Origin of the sequence: Aquimarina sp. ERC-38, assembly GCF_026222555.1 — a bacterium.
GTDB lineage: Bacteria > Bacteroidota > Bacteroidia > Flavobacteriales > Flavobacteriaceae > Aquimarina.
Genome location: NZ_CP098511.1, coordinates 1,515,516 through 1,533,980, shown reverse-complemented (window position 1 = coordinate 1,533,980; position 18,465 = coordinate 1,515,516). Strand labels below are relative to the sequence as shown.

At 35.6% G+C, this 18,465-nt stretch carries 11 protein-coding genes; all 11 read left to right on the top strand.

The window, feature by feature from the left end; all coding sequences use genetic code 11:
* The first annotated feature begins 19 nt into the window (after nt 1-19).
* The 11 genes from NBT05_RS06570 (at nt 20) to NBT05_RS06520 (ending at nt 18,386) form a co-directional block, all read left to right on the top strand.
* Nucleotides 20-1,177 (top strand): homogentisate 1,2-dioxygenase, encoded by a 1,158-nt coding sequence (locus tag NBT05_RS06570; RefSeq protein ID WP_265772696.1) that lies wholly within the window; start codon nt 20-22, stop codon nt 1,175-1,177.
* Nucleotides 1,178-1,468: 291 nt separating this feature from the next.
* The gene (gene hppD / locus NBT05_RS06565; RefSeq protein WP_265772695.1) at nt 1,469-2,602 is read left to right on the top strand and encodes a 4-hydroxyphenylpyruvate dioxygenase; all 1,134 of its coding nucleotides are present in this window, start codon (nt 1,469-1,471) and stop codon (nt 2,600-2,602) included.
* A 408-nt stretch (nt 2,603-3,010) separates the two neighbouring features.
* Nucleotides 3,011-3,790, top strand: coding sequence for a DUF3108 domain-containing protein (locus NBT05_RS06560; protein ID WP_322874200.1), 780 nt, complete (start codon nt 3,011-3,013; stop codon nt 3,788-3,790).
* Nucleotides 3,791-4,756, top strand: coding sequence for a tryptophan 2,3-dioxygenase family protein (locus NBT05_RS06555; RefSeq protein WP_265772694.1), 966 nt, complete (start codon nt 3,791-3,793; stop codon nt 4,754-4,756).
* A 4-nt stretch (nt 4,757-4,760) separates the two neighbouring features.
* On the top strand, nt 4,761-6,014 hold the full coding sequence (locus NBT05_RS06550; protein ID WP_265772693.1) for a peptidoglycan DD-metalloendopeptidase family protein: 1,254 nt from the start codon (nt 4,761-4,763) through the stop codon (nt 6,012-6,014).
* A gap of 5 nt (nt 6,015-6,019) precedes the next feature.
* On the top strand, nt 6,020-7,657 hold the full coding sequence (gene pgi / locus NBT05_RS06545) for a glucose-6-phosphate isomerase (RefSeq protein ID WP_265772692.1): 1,638 nt from the start codon (nt 6,020-6,022) through the stop codon (nt 7,655-7,657).
* Nucleotides 7,658-7,827: 170 nt separating this feature from the next.
* The gene (locus NBT05_RS06540; protein ID WP_265772691.1) at nt 7,828-11,094 is read left to right on the top strand and encodes a TonB-dependent receptor; all 3,267 of its coding nucleotides are present in this window, start codon (nt 7,828-7,830) and stop codon (nt 11,092-11,094) included.
* Between the two features lie 177 nt (nt 11,095-11,271).
* Nucleotides 11,272-11,667, top strand: coding sequence for a hypothetical protein (locus NBT05_RS06535; RefSeq protein WP_265772690.1), 396 nt, complete (start codon nt 11,272-11,274; stop codon nt 11,665-11,667).
* 30 nt (nt 11,668-11,697) lie between these two features.
* Nucleotides 11,698-12,519 (top strand): hypothetical protein, encoded by an 822-nt coding sequence (locus tag NBT05_RS06530; protein ID WP_265772689.1) that lies wholly within the window; start codon nt 11,698-11,700, stop codon nt 12,517-12,519.
* A 111-nt stretch (nt 12,520-12,630) separates the two neighbouring features.
* A complete protein-coding gene (locus NBT05_RS06525) occupies nt 12,631-13,689 on the top strand; it encodes a hypothetical protein (protein WP_265772688.1) in 1,059 nt (352 codons plus the stop codon).
* A gap of 398 nt (nt 13,690-14,087) precedes the next feature.
* Nucleotides 14,088-18,386, top strand: a complete 4,299-nt coding sequence (locus NBT05_RS06520) for a hypothetical protein (RefSeq protein WP_265772687.1) — start codon at nt 14,088-14,090, stop codon at nt 18,384-18,386.
* Nucleotides 18,387-18,465 lie beyond the last annotated feature (79 nt).

Sequence of the window (18,465 nt, the reverse complement as noted above, 5' to 3'; positions counted from 1 at the left end):
ACTATTTAATCATTGATATATGCCTTTTTATCATACTTTAGGTAAAATACCCCCTAAACGACATACGGTATTTAAAAAACCGGACGGAAGCCTGTATTACGAGCAATTATTTGGTACGATCGGGTTTGATGGTATGGCGACGAATTCATACCATGAACATCGTCCAACGCAAGTAAAAGAAATTAAAGGGAGTTACAACGTAGCACCGGAAATTGCTATCTATAATAACATCCAATCGTACCGATTACATGGCTTTAAAATAACCCCTAAAAAAGATTATTTACAAAGTAGAAAAATTGTTCTAACCAATGCTGATGTAAGTATTACTCTGGCTGCGCCACAACAAGCAACTTCGGACTATTTTTATAAAAACACAGATGCGGATGAATTGATTTTTATTCATAAAGGTAACGGGAAGCTACGCACTCATTTAGGCAATATACCATTTAAGTACGGAGACTATTTGTTGATTCCCAGGGGAACTATTTATAAAATGGATTTTGAATCTACGGATAACCGACTTTTTATTGTGGAATCTAAAAGACCAATTTATACCCCAAAACGTTATCGAAACTGGTTTGGGCAATTATTAGAACATTCCCCATTTTGCGAACGGGATTTACGACCACCTACAGAGTTGGAAACTAATAATAAAAAGGGAGAGTTTTTGATTAAAGTAAAAAAACAGAACGAAATTTTTGATATGATCTACGCTACGCATCCTTTTGATGTAATAGGATATGATGGGTATAACTTTCCGTATGCTTTTTCCATTCATGATTTTGAACCGATTACTGGACGGATTCATCAACCCCCGCCGGTACACCAGACTTTTGAAACAGATGCATTTGTAGTTTGTTCTTTTGTGCCCAGGTTATATGATTATCATCCGGACAGCATCCCAGCACCCTATAACCATAGTAACATTGACAGTGATGAAGTGCTGTATTATGTGGATGGGGATTTTATGAGTCGTAACGATATTGCTGCCGGGCATATCTCTTTACATCCCGCAGGTATCCCACACGGACCACATCCCGGAGCGGTAGAACGAAGTATCGGAAAAACAAAAACGGATGAGTTAGCCGTTATGGTAGACACCTTTAAGCCCTTAATGGTGACTAAAGAAGCGATACGCATTGCTGATGAAGGATATTATAAATCGTGGCTTGAGTAAATAGATTGCTACGCTGCTAGAAGTGAGATTATAGATTGCTACGCTGCTAGAAGTGAGATTTTAGACCGCTACGCTACTAAATACATAAATATGTTTAAATTAAAGAATAGAATTCGAAGACTGAGACTCCCGGACTTCGAGACCTCAGTCCTCGAAGTACGAAAACAAGACTCTTACAGTCCGAGGACTGAGGCTTTCGAATTCCGATAAAAGAAGAATTAATAAGCGATATAAGTAATGGAAATTTACATTACCTAATTATCACATCATCTAATTTTCTAATTAAACAAAATGAATACAGAAATAAATAACTCGGAAAAAATAGTTCCTGGAGCAGAGGATTTTTTGCCTTTATTAGGTACTGATTATATTGAATTATATGTAGGTAATGCAAAACAAGCCGCGTATTATTATCAAACAGCCTGGGGGTTTCAACCAATCGCTTATGCCGGATTGGAAACTGGGATAAAAGACAAGGTATCTTATGTATTACAACAGGATAAAATACGACTGGTACTAACATCACCTCTGCAACCGGACGGAGAAATCAATAAACATATTAACAAACATGGAGATGGGGTTAAAGTAGTAGCCCTTTGGGTAGACGATGCTACCAAGAGTTATGAAGAAACTACAAAAAGAGGTGCCCAATCATACTTACAACCGGAGACCTTAGAAGATACGAATGGAAAAGTAGTTCGGTCGGGAATTCATACTTATGGAGAAACCGTGCATTTGTTTATCGAACGTAAATCCTATCAAGGTGCTTTTTTACCAGGTTATAAGGCGTGGAATAAACCGTATCAAACGGAAAGTACCGGACTCAAGTTTATTGACCATATGGTAGGAAATGTAGGGTGGCAAGAAATGAATAAATGGTGCGATTTTTACGCTAAAGTTATGGGGTTTGCACAACTAGTCTCTTTTGATGACAAAGATATATCGACAGAATATACCGCATTGATGAGTAAGGTAATGAGCAACGGAAACGGACGGATTAAATTTCCGATTAACGAACCGGCAGAAGGTAGAAAAAAATCACAAATCGAAGAATACATCGAATTTTATCAAGGTGCCGGAGTACAACACATTGCTTTGGCAACAGATAATATTATAGAAACTGTAAGCGAACTGCAAAAAAGAGGCATTGAATTTTTAACCATACCCGCAACCTATTACGAAACCGTTCTTGACAGAGTTGGTAAAATTGATGAAGACTTAGCGCCGCTTAAAGACCTTGGTATTTTAATTGACCGGGATGATGAGGGATATTTATTGCAAATCTTTACTAAGCCTGTTTCAGACCGACCCACCTTATTTTTTGAAATCATCCAGCGAAAGGGAGCACAATCCTTTGGTAAAGGAAATTTTAAAGCATTATTTGAAGCTATTGAGAGAGAACAACAGGAAAGAGGCACTCTATAAAGCACTTTTTATTAGATTTACATTAATACTATTTAGCTAATAATTGACAAATTCGCGTTTATTGTATAATTATTTGTTAAATATCGTATTAAAAAAACGTTTTCGCTTGACAATTATATAAAAAATGCTGAAATTTATAAAAGTAAATGGAGTGGTTACCATTTACATTAAAAACAATAATTATTCTCATAATTTAAGTTTTTAGTTGGTTAATAAAAGTAAAAGAGAGCTGTAAAAGGCTCTCTTTTTAATTTTGAAAAAAGTTTAGTAACACTTTCTTCTTTTATCTGTCTATATTATATAGTATTTTTGGAATAGAAATTGCAAATTTCTTAATGACCTATTGAATTTGTAGTAGTTGGCTTCTCCTATTATTATATTTTTTTGAGTTCATTCAAAATTGCAAACATGATGAAAAACATTATTTTCTTTTTAGCGTTTTTATATACTTTTACTTCGGTAGCTCAGGAGCAGCATAGTTCTTTTAAAGCAGGAGAATGGTTTAAATTTCGGATTCATTACGGATGGTTTACGGCAAGTTATGCCACTTTACAAATTAAAGAAGAAAATCTAGAAGGCAAACCGGTACTTCATATCATGGGAGAAGGTAAATCTTCGGGCTTGTTAAATGCTTTTTTTAAAGTAGAAGATTATTATGAATCCTATATCGACCCCGTAAAAATGATGCCATATCGTTTTATTCGAAAAATTAATGAAGGGGGACATATTAAAGACATACAAATAGACTTTGACCATGGCAAGAGTGAAGCATTAATTACGGATTATAAACATAAAACGGAAAGAACCGTAACAGTAGAACGTGATGTACAAGATATGGTTTCCTCATTTTATTATCTTCGCAACGTAATCAAACCGGAAACTCTAAAAAAAGGAGATGTAGAGTACGTAAACATGTTTTTTGATAAAGAAAACTATGTGTTTAAGTTGAAATTTTTAGGGAAAGAAACGGTAAAAACAGATATGGGTAAGATTAGATGTTTAAAATTTCGCCCTTATGTAATTGCAAAAGATGTGTTTAAAGAAGAAGAAAGTATGACGGTCTGGATTAGTGACGATGACAATCGAATGCCGGTTAAGATCAAAGCCGATATATTAGTAGGTTCTATAACTGCAGACCTGGAAGCTTTTAAAGGGTTAAAGCATCCATTTAAAATAGTTGTTGACTAAATGAACAAATCCATACAACCGGAAATTACAGAAAAAATAGCGCAACTTGAAGCCAAATTTAAAAATTCCGGACAAGACCTGGGTTCTTACCTGGATGGTCTTCTTCATGATAGATACCTTACCTATTGGGATTATATTCATCTTGACACCTTGTTAAGCCTTCAGGTTCCGAAAACTCATTTTCCTGATGAAGAAATATTTATTACGTACCATCAGATAACCGAACTCTATTTTAAGCTGGTTATCCATGAATTAAAACAACTGGTAGACGATACTACTAAGGATGTAACTTTTTTTACAGAGCGTTTACATCGAATCAATCGTTATTTTAAAGTATTAATTGATTCTTTTGATGTGATGATTAAGGGCATGGATAAAGAACAGTTTTTAAAATACCGGATGTCTTTGTTACCTGCCAGTGGGTTTCAATCCGTACAATTTCGGATTATAGAAATATATGCAACCCCATTACACCATTTGGTACATGCTGATCTTCGAGAACAATACACTTCGCAAAGTTCGCAAACTGAAATTTTTGAACATTTATACTGGAAATTTGGAGCAACTAATTCGGATACCGGTGAAAAAACCCTTACTTTAAAGCAATTTGAATATCGATACACCCCCCGGATGCTCAGAATTGCAAAACAAGTGGAGAACAATACGATTTACCATAAATATTTACAATTACCAGCATCTGGTCAAAATAATCCGGATGTTATAGAAGCCTTACGTACCTTTGACCTTCAGGTAAATGTAAACTGGTTATTAATGCATATGGGCGCAGCTTATAGGTACTTACATAAAGAAGGTACGGATATAGCCGCTACCGGGGGCACTAACTGGAAAAAGTTTTTACCCCCTAGTTTTCAGCAGATATCCTTCTTTCCCAATTTATGGTCTCCCGAAGAAAAAGAAAATTGGGGTAAACAATGGGTGCATCATCAGTTTAATCAGGTAACCTAATATTTTGAAATTATTACAATTTATAAGTATTTTTATTATTTGTTTTACTTCCTGTAAAAACGAGTCCAACAAAGACGAAGTAATTCCGGAGGAAAAACTAGTAGTAAAAGAAGTTCCTAAAAAGAAAGTCTACGGATTCTTTGAAGATGATTTTACGGTAGTACGGGATACAGTCAAATCCGGAGATAGTTTTGGGGCTATTATGGATGCACATGGCGTAGGCACTTCACAAGTACACAAAATTACTACAGCAATTAAAGACAGTTTTAATGTAGCCCGGATTACTTCCGGTAAACCTTATACAATTCTAGCATCCAAAGATTCTTTGGCGCAAGCACAGGTATTTATTTATCAAAACAATCCGATTGATTACACCATTGTAGACTTACGGGACAGTATTACGGTACAGAAAAAAAAGAAACCCGTTACCATAGTGGAAAAATCAGCTAGTGGTGTTATTAACAGTAGTCTTTTACAAACCTTTAGCGATGAGAACCTAAGTTTTAACGTTGCCTATGCCCTATCCGATATTTATGCTTGGACGATTGACTTTACCCGCTTACAGGCGGGAGATCGTTTTAAAGTGATTTATACTGAAAAATTTATTGAAGATAGTATACCCGCTGGTATTGACGAAATTAAAGCTTCCTATTTTGAACATAAAGAGAAACCTATTTATGCATTTAAATTTGAAGATGATACACTAAACCATAGCTTCAATTATTACGACCAGGAAGCAAAAAATTTACGGAAAGCTTTTTTAAAGTCTCCGGTAAAATTTAGCCGTATATCCTCCAAATTTAACTTAAAACGAAGGATCAAATTTTACGGTAATAAAATAAGACCACACCGTGGTACGGATTTCGCTGCACCACAAGGCACTCCTATTTTAGCTACCGCAGACGGTACTGTTACCCGTTCCGAACGTAGGGGTGGTAATGGTAAATATGTAAAGATCAGGCATAATAGCACGTATGAAACCCAGTACCTTCACATGAGCAGGCAAGCGGTAAAAAAAGGGGATTACGTACGGCAGGGAGATGTTATCGGTTATATCGGGATGACCGGTAATACCAGTGGCCCGCACGTATGTTACCGTTTTTGGAAAAACGGAAAAGAAGTAGATCCATTTAAACAAGAATTACCTTCTTCTAAAGCCTTACCTGAATTTTTACGACCGAAATTTGACAAATATACCCTCCCCCTTATTAAAAAATTAGATTCAATTCCATTTAAACCCGAACCGGAAATTTTATAAGACACATGACATTACCTTCTATTAACCCAACTACAACCGAAGCCTGGAAAAAACTAAATAAGCACTTTGCCGTAATTCAAAATGAACCATTGGCAAAACTGTTTGAAGCGAATCCTTCCCGGTTTTCGGATTTATCCGTTCAATGGAATGATTTTTTAGTAGATTATTCTAAAAACCGAATAGATACTACTACTAAAAATTTGCTAATTGAACTTGCCAAAGAAGTCGAACTCCCTAAAGCAATAAAAACTTATTTTGAAGGCGAAGAAATTAATCAAACCGAAGGCCGGGCAGTAATGCATACCGCCCTACGTGCACCTGTTTCTAAAAAAGTATTAATTGGCGGTAAAGAAGTTGGAGATGAAATAACACAAGTAAAAAAACAAGTGCAATCTTTCTGCGAAAAGGTAATCTCGGGAGAATTAAAAGGATATACTGATAAAGCTTTTACGACAATCGTTAATATTGGTATCGGAGGTTCTGATTTGGGCCCGGTTATGGTAACCGAAGCATTGGAGTATTATAGAAATCACCTGGCTTTACATTTTATTTCAAATGTAGACGGAGATCATGTACACCAGACTTTACAAAAATTAGACCCAGAAACTACCTTATTTGTGGTGGTATCTAAAAGCTTTGGAACTCAGGAAACTTTGTCTAACGCCATTACAGCAAGAAAATGGTTTGTAGACAAAGCCTCTCAGAAAGATGTAAATAAACATTTTGTAGCTGTATCCAGTAATGTGGATAAAGCGGTGAATTTTGGGATTGCCGAAGATAATATTTTCCCTTTGTGGGATTGGGTAGGTGGCCGTTTTTCACTATGGAGTGCCGTGGGAATGTCTATTGCACTCTCTGTAGGATACGATCAATTTGAAGAACTACTGTCCGGGGCACATGAAATGGACGAACATTTTAAAACTGCGGACTTTGATCAGAACATTCCGGTGTTATTAGGACTGCTTACTATTTGGTACAACAATTTTTATAAAACCGAAACCGAAGCGATTATCCCTTATTCTCAGTATTTACACCGCTTACCCGCTTACCTGCAACAAGCTATTATGGAGAGTAATGGTAAAAGTACCGATCGAAACGGAAAATCGGTTACCTATCAAACCGGAAATATCGTTTGGGGAGAACCTGGTACCAATGCACAACATGCCTTTTTCCAATTAATTCACCAGGGTACCAAGTTAATTCCAACTGAATTTATTGGATTTAAAAAATCACTATTCGGAGATGAAGAACATCAAAACAAATTAATGGCCAATTTCTTTGCACAAACAGAAGCCTTAATGAACGGAAAAGACCTAAAACAAGTAAAAACCGAATTAGAAGCAAAAGATATATCCGCCAAAGAAATCAAAAAATTAGCTCCGTTTAAGGTTTTTAAAGGCGACAAACCTACCACTACCATACTAATTGATCAACTAACTCCTAAAAGTTTAGGTTCCTTAATCGCCATGTACGAACAGCGAATCTTTGTACAGGGAATTATCTGGAACATTTTTAGTTACGATCAGTGGGGTGTGGAACTAGGAAAACAGTTGGCAGATACGATTCTAAGCGAAATTCAAGGTTCAAAAGGTACCGATCACGATGAATCTACACAAAACCTTTTACGAATATATAAAAGTTAGCTGGTTCTATATTTAATCTGATAATTTTTTAACTTATTTACTGTCAATACCTTATAAAGTTAATAACTTCTATTTTCTGTTAATATTTAATGATAAAGCTTAACATTTAGTTAAACTTATCCATGTCAAAGATTCGTTCTTTTGCAAAAAATTAATAACACACTTTTGACATGAAAAAAGTTACTATTGTATTAACAATACTCTTATTAGCAGTTGTTGGGGAACTATTTGCGCAGGGGGTTACCACGTCTTCGTTAAATGGAAAGGTAACTGACAATACTGGTGAACCTTTACCAGGAGCAAATGTAATTGCTACGCACCAACCTACTGGAACTAATTATGGAGTGGTTACAGATTTTGATGGGTTCTACCGAATAAACAATATGAGAGTTGGAGGACCGTATAAGGTTGTAATTACTTATGTAGGATTTAATGAATTTTTAGAGGAAAATCTCTTTCTACAACTAGGTGAATCTGAAAAGATCAACGTACAAATGAGAGAATCTACTAATGACTTGGACGAAGTAATAGTAACCGCTCAAAGAAACGGGGTATTTGATTCTGGTAAAACAGGAAGCGAAACTACCGTTACTCAAAGAGAAATTAATACAATTCCTAATACTAGTAGATCAGTTGCAGAATTTGTAAGAATCACTCCACAAGCCCAATTATCTGAAGGTGATGATGGCTTCTCCATATCTATAGCGGGTCAAAATAATCGATTTAATGGAATTTATATAGATGGTGCTGTAAATAATGATGTATTTGGTTTAGCCGGGTCCGGTACCAATGGAGGACAAACTGGTATCAACCCGTTTTCCATAGATGCTATTGAGACTTTTCAAATAAATTTAGCTCCTTTTGATGTAAGGCAATCCGGATTTGCTGGTGGTGCTATTAATGCGATCACCCGATCTGGATCTAATGAATGGGAAGGATCAGCATATACTTTTTTTAAAAATGAAAATCTGGTAGGAAAAACACCAATAGATTTGGTAGGCGAAGATGAGGAAAGGGAAAATATAAATGAATTCACAGCTTCCACAATTGGATTGCGAGTTGGTGGTCCTATCGTCAAAGATAAACTATTCTTTTTTGCAAATTACGAAAGAGTAGATAATGAAACACCTGCTCCCTTTAATATATCCAACTACAGAGGTAATTCTACTAGAGAAGATTTAATAGGTTTAAGGCAAACTATTTTAGACAGGTATCAATATGATATTGGTGGATTCGAAAATAATGCTTCTACACTATTGGGTAATACTTTTACCGTAAGATTAGATTGGAATATTAATGATAACAATCAAATTTTTCTTAAAAATAATTACGTTAAATCAGAAAATTTGGAAGGTAGGAGATCTACTAACGGAACTATCAACTTTAGCAATGGATCCGAGTTGTTCGAAAGTACTGCAAATACTACGACTTTAGAATGGAATTCAACTATAGGCAATAAATTTTCTAATAATATGATTATTGGTTATTCTAGAGTAAGAGATGATAGAGATCCTTCAGGGAATCCCTTCCCTACTGTATTCCTTGACGATGGTGATGGTGGCATAAATTTAGGTGCAGAACGATTTAGCACCGCTAATTTATTAGATCAAGATGTTTTTACCTTTGCAAATAACTTTAGTATATTTTCTGGACGCCATACAGTTACAATTGGTACTCAAAACGAATATGCTAGTACTAAAAATTTGTTTTTTAGAAACAATTTTGGTAGATATCGATATTTTGATGTGTTTGATGACGATACTGAAGAATTTATTCAGAGCGGAGTTACTAGTTTCTTAAATAATGAAGCTACTAGCAGGTATGACTATAATTATTCTTTAATTCCAGGAGGAGGAATTGGTGACGAATCTACTGGTGCTGCGGAATTTTCACGCTTCATGTTGGGATTATATGTTCAAGATGAAGTACAAATGTCGGATAACTTTAAACTAACAGCAGGTCTACGAATAGATATACCTTATTGGGAAGAAGGTATTGTAAATGATGATTTTAATAACACAACCATTCCTTTATTAGAAGCAGTGGGTAAAAATTTAAAAGGAGCTCAGGTAGGTAAATCAATAAAACCAAGAGCGCATGTGGCTCCAAGAATTGGTTTTAACTGGGATGTAAATGGTAATAATACCACACAATTAAGAGGTGGTCTAGGAATTTTTACTTCTAGAGTTCCTTTAGTTTGGGCAGGTGGAACTTACAACAATAATGGGGTAACTCAGGGAGTAAGTGATAATAGAGATTTTGATGATCCTATTTTCTTTGAACCAGATGTTAACAGTCAACCTCGACATTTAGAACCAGGTGCTGACGAATTAGGAGGTCAAGTTGATTTATTTGCTCCTAACACAAGATTACCACAAATTATGAAATATAATCTTGCTATTGATCAAAAACTACCTCTTTGGGGGTTAATTATATCAGCTGATCTTTTATATCAGGATAATATTACACAACTACAATACGAAAATCTAAATATTCGTGGTCGGGAACAAAATTTAGATAATGGTCCTGACAATCGACCACGATATAATCTATTCAATACTATTGATTCAAGATATAATTCGGGTATCTTTTTAGCATCAAATACAGGTGAAGGATATTCTTATAATGCTGCTTTCACATTAGCTAAGCCTTTTAGTAATGGTTTTCAAGGAAGTATTTCATATTCGTATGGCGAATCAAAAAATATATTTGATGCTACTTCGTCACAGAATAGTTCGCAATGGAGAAATCAAGTAACAGTAAATGGTAAAAATTCTAACCTACCTATTGCTAGATCTAATTTTGCAGCAGGTCATAGAATTATAAGTAATATTTCTTATGAATTTAAATGGAATAAAAATATTAAAACAACCGTTGGTCTTGTCTATGAAGGATCGCAAACTAGACCGTTTTCTTATATATATGGAAATGAAGATAATCAACGAATTTTAAATGATGCTTTTAGTGATAATGCATTAATTTATATACCTAACAATGATAGCGAAATCAGATTTAACGGAAATACCTCAGAACAGGCAGAACAATGGGAAATATTTAATGATTATATTGAAAATGATGACTACTTGAGTGGCAGAAGAGGACAATATGCAGAAAGAAATGGTAGTAGAGGGCCATGGAATCATATTTTCGATTTTAGATTCATACAGGATTTTTCCATTTCTATTGGAGGCCAAAAGCAAGGATTACAATTTACTGCGGATATTTTAAACTTTGGAAACTTTTTAAATAAGAATTGGGGAGTTAGAAAATTTGTATCTGGTGAAGTTCAATTATTAGATGTTGTGGCTTTTGACAGTGATACGCCTATCTTTTCCATAAATCAAAATGTTATAGATGATGTTGAACAAATAGATGATTTTGGTAATCAATCCTCTCGTTGGCAAATGCAGATTGGATTACGTTATTTATTTAACTAATATTTACTATCAAAACTTTAAAAACCCCATACTTTTAAAGTGTGGGGTTTTGTTTTATACCTTCTTTATTTGACAAGTAATACTACTTCAATTCTAACATAAAGAAATAATCCCTTAAATCTTTGTAAATCAAATGGGAAAAATTATATTTGTATTTAATTAAGAAAATATTAACGTTTGATCCCCAATCTACGTATTCTTCTTTTTTCCCTTCTTTCCGGTATTTTCTATAGTTCCGGGCAAGACCTGGGACAAGTAGGAAAAGCTAAACTGTTTTCGCTAACCGGAGGTGTTGCCGCCAATGCTGTTTATTATAATGGAAGTTCTCCCAGGGATCCTTTTACATACTATTTAACTGGGAACGTCAATTTAAATATTAGCGGAGTGTATAACATTCCTTTTTCTTTTTCATATTCTAATCAAGAGCTTGGTTATAGCAACCCTTTTACATTTAATCGATTAAGTATCCACCCCTCTTATAAATGGATTACCACGCATATCGGAGATGTAAATATGACTTTTTCGCCCTATACCCTAAGCGGACACCAATTTACCGGTTTTGGTTTTGAATAAAATCCCGAAAAACCTTTTTCATTTAGCGCCATGTACGGACGGTTGTTAAAAGCAACCGAAAATAATGCCGAGGAACCCAATGCAATTCCCGCTTACGATCGCTATGGATTTGGATTTAAATTCGGGTATCAATCCGATAAATGGAATACCCAGCTCATTTTTTTTAGAGCTAACGATCTAGAAAATTCGTTAGCGAACCCTATTCCTTCGGATTTGGAATTAACTCCTAAAGATAATGTAGTAATAAGTCTTGCCGGGGGAGTTACGGTATTAGACCGGGCGCAATTAGGTGTGGAGATAGCAAGTTCAGGAATTACGGAAAATGTATTGACTACCGGGGACAGAGAACATCCGGGTGCATTTTCATTTTTACTGGATGAAAATATTACTACACAATACTATAACGCTGCCAATATATCCCTCACCTATCCGGCAGGTACCGGTTCCGTAGGTGCCACTTATGAACGGATTGATCCAGAATATCGAACCTTCGGAGCGTATTTTTTTAATAACGACCTTGAAAATATGACGGTGGATGCCAGTCAAAGCCTTTTTCAAAGTAAAGTAAACCTTACGGTTAATGCCGGGTTGCAACGGGACAACCTGGATAAAACTAAGTCCAGTGAACTACAACGAATTGTAAGTGCTTTTACGGCATCGGTCAACGCTTCTGAAAAATTAACGTTCAACAGTTCGTATTCTAATTTTCAATCGTACACGAATATTAGGGATCAATTTGATTATATCAATCAGGTGGGGCAATTTGATAATGTAGATACGCTGAATTACCGGCAAATTACACAAAACGCAAATCTTGGAATTAATTATATGATTAGCACATCCGAAATTTAGAACCAATCTTCCTCCTTAAACCTGGTTTACCAAAATTCAAAAAACCTTCAGAATGAAGAACTTATTGAAGGGGGTGCCAATGATTTCTATAACGGAACTGCTTCTTATGCTTTGGAATACCCAAAAAAAGCATTAAATATTACGGTATCTGCCAATACCTCGTACGTACGTACTGCGGATTCGGAAAGCCTTACTTTAGGTCCTACACTTTCTGTAGGCAAACAATTATTTGATAAAAAATTACGAACTACATGGTCCGGTTCATATAATACGAACAGAACGGACGGCCTTACACAAAACAGTATATTTAACCTTCGGTTAGGCGCAAACTATGTATGGTTACAACGCCATAATTTTAACCTAAACCTGTTAGCTTTATTTCGAGAGACAATAGCGGAAAATGTGAATGATTTTACCGCAACTTTCGGTTATAGCTACAATTTTGACCGTTTAAAACTAAAATTAAAAAGAAGGTTAGTTGAAGAGGAAGAAGCTAAACCACCTAAAAACTATGTAAGTTTTAGATATAGAAATGTAACCTACAGTGGTACCACTACCCAGGTTTTTCAACAATTAACTAATGTATTTAAAAGTTCTCAGTTTAAAAATATTCCCATAGTACCTAAGGAAAGACTTTCGGAACAACTTAGCTTACTACTTAAACAAAAAAATACGACCTTTTTTAAAGAAAGTTCTTTAAACTTCTTAAAAGAATTATATGCTTTTGAAGATTTTCAGGATCTCTATGAGAAAACTTTATTTGATGTCATTACTAAATTGCAAGGTGATATGGTTGCTATTGATGAAGACCTTGAAAAACAGTACATCACTAAAAAGACTGCTTTGGATATAGCTATCAAACAACAAATAAACTTAACCGAAGCCAAAAATCAAGAAAAAATAGCCGGGGAACGATTAAAAGTACACCGATGGATGCAAACTGAAATTCAAAAATTAAAAGGTACGGCTATTATTGAAAATCCTACAGACTTATTTATGGAACTTAAAAACAAAAATAAAGACGCTGCTTTTATGTATTATCATACAAATCAAACGGAAAACGATTTAAGTAAGTATTTAGAAAATAATATAATACAATTTTATCATAGCTATGCAAAAGAAAACATCAACCAAAAAGAAGTAGAATTCCGCTATATTTTAAAGAAATGAGTGTAACAATATAACTTATAATTAAGTTTTGATGTATTTCATTAAAATTAAGCTTTATAGTAAAAATTTAATAGAAGGAAGCTGAAAAGTCTCCCTTTGAAGGGAGATCGAGAGGGATGTTCCAGTAAAAGGTTGTCATAAATGGTACTAAAAACTAGAGCTTTGAAACAACACTAAAATTGACACATTTGAAATTTGTTATGTATTATAGTAAAAAATAACATCCATCCCCAACCCTTCCTTCAAAGGAAGGGAGCTAAAAAAGATACTTTTAAAAAATAGATATTAACCTAACAATTATTTTAACTCTAAAATTTTTATTTCCCGTTAAATAAACGTTAATTTGTAAGTTATAGAACTATGAAACAAGTATTTGATAACACCCCAAAGAACTTCAAATGACTTTGATACATCCATTAAAAAGAAAATCATGTTTATGTATTCTTTCGGTTTTTTCTTTTATGGTAGTAGCTTCTTCCTGGGCTACCAGCAGTCTAAAGAATCATTTCCCTGGTAAAGAAAGAGATTCCCTGACATTAAATACTAAAAAAAATGTAGTAACCACTACACCTGTAGCTCAATTCAGGACTTTTCCATCTTTAGACAAACAACTATTAGAAAATAAGTCCTTTACCCTAAAAACGGTTCAAAAACAAGCGGAATTTAATTCGGATTTTTTAGCTGCTAACTTTCCTAAAAACCCTGCGGTAGATAAGTTGATTGCTCAAGCTAAAGCAGCCTTTGATCAAATTAAAGAATTACAAAACTTTGCGGAAGTTATCAGTGGTAAAGAATTATTAGAACTACCCGTGGGGTTAAGTAAAAAAGACAAAACTTCAGGGAATAAAGTCGAATTAGCGATCACCGAAGTAAAATTTCTACCAAAATACGCTGAATTTAAAGCCTGGGCACGATTAAAAATCCCAGTAAAGAAAGATAACGAAACCTCACAAGACCGCGAATTATACTTTGGGGCAGAAGGAATTAAATTATCCAAAGAAGGGGCACTTATCGGAGATATGAAATTAGTCCTCTTGGGAGAACAAGCCATCCCAATAAACGGAGATAACTGGTTACTAAACCTTAAAGGGGATATTAATCTAAAAAACGGTGCTTTTCAAGATAAATCCTATATAGAATTTGACTGTTCCGGGTTAAAAGCCATTGGCCTGGAGGGGGACTTACGAATTTCACGGAACATCTTATTACCCCTGGATAAAAGTGGAAATTACATCTGTGGTAATACCAATATTGATAACAAAGAAAATTCATTAGATGCAAAATGTTATGTAAGTACGGATTTTACTATTAAAGCAGATGGTTGGAATGATTTGTTAGCCACTGTTTCTTTACCACGATTTGAAGTAGTTGGACTTAAAGGTTGGTCATTCTATATGAAAAAAGCCGTGATAGACCTTAGTGATTCTAGAAATGCAGATAATATTAATTTTCCGGAGGAATATAAAAACATATTTTCTGAAGAAGATCAAAGTTTATGGCGCGGAATCTATGCGAAACAGGTAGAAGTAGCACTTCCTAGAGGTATTAAAAGAATACAAAAAGGTAAAGAACGGGTAAGTTTTGGGGCTAAAGACTTAGTGATTGATAGCTACGGGGTGTCCGGAAGTTTTTACGGCCGGAACGTACTGAATGTGGGAGAAGGAGCTGCCGGTCAATGGGGGTTCTCCATTGATACGGTTGGGATTACCCTTGCCGTAAATAAGTTAAAATCCGGTGGGATTAAAGGCGGAATATCGGTTCCTATTATCAAGAAACCAATGGATTATGAAGGGTGGATTGCTCCCAGAGAATACGGATTAAAAGTAAAACTAAAGGAACAGGTAGAAAGCCCTGCTTTTTTAGGATCTATGACCTTAGAAAAAAATTCCAGCGTATCTGTAAAAGTAAAAGAAGACAAGGTATATCCATATGCCAATCTTACCGGAGAACTATCGCTTTTGGGTAAGATTGGGCAGAAAGAAGGAGATGCTCCCGTCGCTCCCGATGACTTATCTAATTCTGAGGTAAAAGGAAAAGCCTTTAATATAAAAGGGATCACTTTTCAGGAACTGGAATTACAAACAGAACCAGGTCAAGCCTTTATCCAGGTAAAGAAGTTTGGGTACGAAGGAGAAATGAATTTAATGGCGTTCCCAGCTACGATCAAAAACTTGAATTTTATAACCCCTACTAAAGATCAGGCAGGCCTATCCTTTGATTTGACCATTAACCTGGATAAAGAAGGGTCGTATGCCTCTACTAATCTACAAGTGTTAGGGAAGTTACCGTCGGACACCCCGGTGCATACCTGGAAATTTCATAAAATAAAAGTAGGCGATATTGATGTCAAGTACGAAAAAAGTGGTTGTAAGTTAGCTGGTAAGTTAAAGATCATGGAAGACGATCCGACCTACGGGGATGGTTTTTCCGGTGAATTAGAAGCCACGTTTGAAAAGTTAAAATTTAAGGCGAATGCTAAGGCTATGTTTGGCGCCAAGGATTTTAGGTATTGGTTTGTTGATATCTGGGCGGATCGAAATAAAGATGCTAGTCGTAAGAAACTTAATATTGATGCCTTTGTAGGTGGGCTTTCTAACCGGATGAAAAAAGTAAGTGGTAATGAAAACGGATGGACTCCTTCTTCTGCGGTATATGTACCGGATGATAAAACAGGATTAAACCTAAGGGCCGGGGTACAAATCAGTGCTAAAAATAAAGATGCTTTTAGCGGTAAGGCTTTTCTGGAAATGCAATTTAACGTGACCGGGGGGTTAAGCCGGATTGGGTTTACCGGAGAGGGCACCATGATGTCGAAAGATAAAAGTAGTAATCCGATTAGTAAAACTGTTCTGACAAAATTTGAAAAGAAAATAAATGGTTTTGTTGAAAAAAACCAGAAGAAAATAGCCAAACTACTTGCTGCCGGAGATTACCTGGGTCTTTCTAAAGAAGCCATTCCGCAAAGGGATATTGCATCACAAGGTAAAGTAGGCGTGTTTATAGGGATCCAACGAGATTTAGATCGGGATACCTTTGATGGAACTTTTGAATTATACCTAAATACCAAAGGTGTTCGGGGCGGTGGAGAAAATAACCTGGCTGGAATGGTAAAATTACATACCAGTCCCAGTGATTGGTATATCTACGTAGGAACACCTCAACAGCGGATTTCATTAGTATTTGAAGTAGGTTCGGAATCTTTTGAAATCGGCGGGTATTTTATGACCGGAACCAAGTTACCTAGCCAACTCCCACCTCACCCCAGGGTTACCCAAATTTTGGGAGACGATATTTTAGATAAAAACAGGAAAAGCAATCAATTAAAAGCGGCTAAAGGTTTTGCTTTCGGGTTAAACTTTGCCTACCGAAGAAGTTTTGAATTTGCGATATTCTATGCCTTTTTAGAAGTTGGAGCCGGGTTTGATGTTATGCATGCTTATTATCCGAACGCCCAGTGTAAAGGAAGAAACGGCCCTCTAGGGAACGACGGCTGGTATTCTACCGGACAGGTATATGCTTATTTATACGGAGAATTTGGGGTCGAAGTAGACCTGGCTTTTATCAAAGGAAAATACAAAATTGCCGAAGCAGGTATTGCCGCTTTATTGAGAGGCCAGTTTCCGAACCCTGCCTATTTTGAAGGATACGTAGGTATGTATTATAGCATTTTAGGAGGTCTGGTTTCAGGTAACATGCGTATGAAAGTAGAGTTTGGGGAAGAATGTGAGTTGGTTGGCGTTGGCGATGCAGTAGGAGTTCCGATTATTTCGGATGTAAGCCCGGCAGATAAAGCTAATAAAATTGATGTATTTACAGCTCCACAAGCTATTTTTAATTATCAGGCAAATAAAGAATTTGTAGTAGAAACTCCGGAAGGCAGGAGAACCTTTCGATTGCAATTAAAAGAATTCAAACTGAGCAGTCAGGGGAAAAATATTGAAGGAAATTTAGAGTGGAATGATAGCAATGACGGGGTTACCTTTAACCCAATAGCTTCCCTTCCATCTCAAAAAAGAATAGACCTGATCGTAGAAGTTAGTTTTGAAGAAAAAATAAACGGCAGTTTTGTTGTCATGACCGAAGATGGAAAATTAGTTACTGAAAAAAGGGAAATTAGTTTTACCACTTATAAAGCACCGGATCATATTCAATGGAGTAATGTGGCATATCTATATCCTATCCCAAAACATAAAAACTTTCACCCGGAAGAATACAAAACCGGATATGTAAAATTAGTTCAGACCCAGGATTATTTATTTGATATCAGAAAATATAAAGTAGTAGCCGAATTTCAATCTGCAACCAATACCTTAAAAAGAACTGAGGTAGCTTATAGTTCTAAAGATGCCATGCTATCATTTGATATAGCTTCTTTAGACTTAAATGCGGATTACAAATTGAATTTGCTGGTTTTTCCTGCTGGAAAAGACATACCCTCTGAAGTTGTACTGGCATCCGAAGAAGTAAACTACGGGAAAGGAGATACCAATTGGTACGATCCGGCGTCCGATACTACTGAAAAAAATAATACCCAGGGAACTACCAAGATCATAACTAAAAAAGCTGGTAGTACCAAGGTAAATAATGCTGCTCCAAAGTTAATCCTGGATTATGCCTTTCATACCAGTCAATTCGCCAAATTTAAAGATAAGGTACAGGCCTTTAACTATACGGGGTATTTAACCATTGTCCCATAATCGAACTTGTAAATACACTAAATTACGTATAGTATTGTTTTTAAATGATTTATGTTATGTAAAAGTTCATTAAAATTCA

Bases quoted from the DNA above. Each gene is read 5' to 3' on its own strand.
- NBT05_RS06570 (WP_265772696.1), top strand. From the start codon at position 20: ATGCCTTTTTATCATACTTTAGGTAAAATACCCCCTAAACGACATACG.
- hppD (WP_265772695.1), top strand. From the start codon at position 1,469: ATGAATACAGAAATAAATAACTCGGAAAAAATAGTTCCTGGAGCAGAG.
- NBT05_RS06560 (WP_322874200.1), top strand. From the start codon at position 3,011: ATGATGAAAAACATTATTTTCTTTTTAGCGTTTTTATATACTTTTACT.
- NBT05_RS06555 (WP_265772694.1), top strand. From the start codon at position 3,791: ATGAACAAATCCATACAACCGGAAATTACAGAAAAAATAGCGCAACTT.
- pgi (WP_265772692.1), top strand. From the start codon at position 6,020: ATGACATTACCTTCTATTAACCCAACTACAACCGAAGCCTGGAAAAAA.
- NBT05_RS06540 (WP_265772691.1), top strand. From the start codon at position 7,828: ATGAAAAAAGTTACTATTGTATTAACAATACTCTTATTAGCAGTTGTT.
- NBT05_RS06530 (WP_265772689.1), top strand. From the start codon at position 11,698: ATGTACGGACGGTTGTTAAAAGCAACCGAAAATAATGCCGAGGAACCC.
- NBT05_RS06520 (WP_265772687.1), top strand. From the start codon at position 14,088: ATGACTTTGATACATCCATTAAAAAGAAAATCATGTTTATGTATTCTT.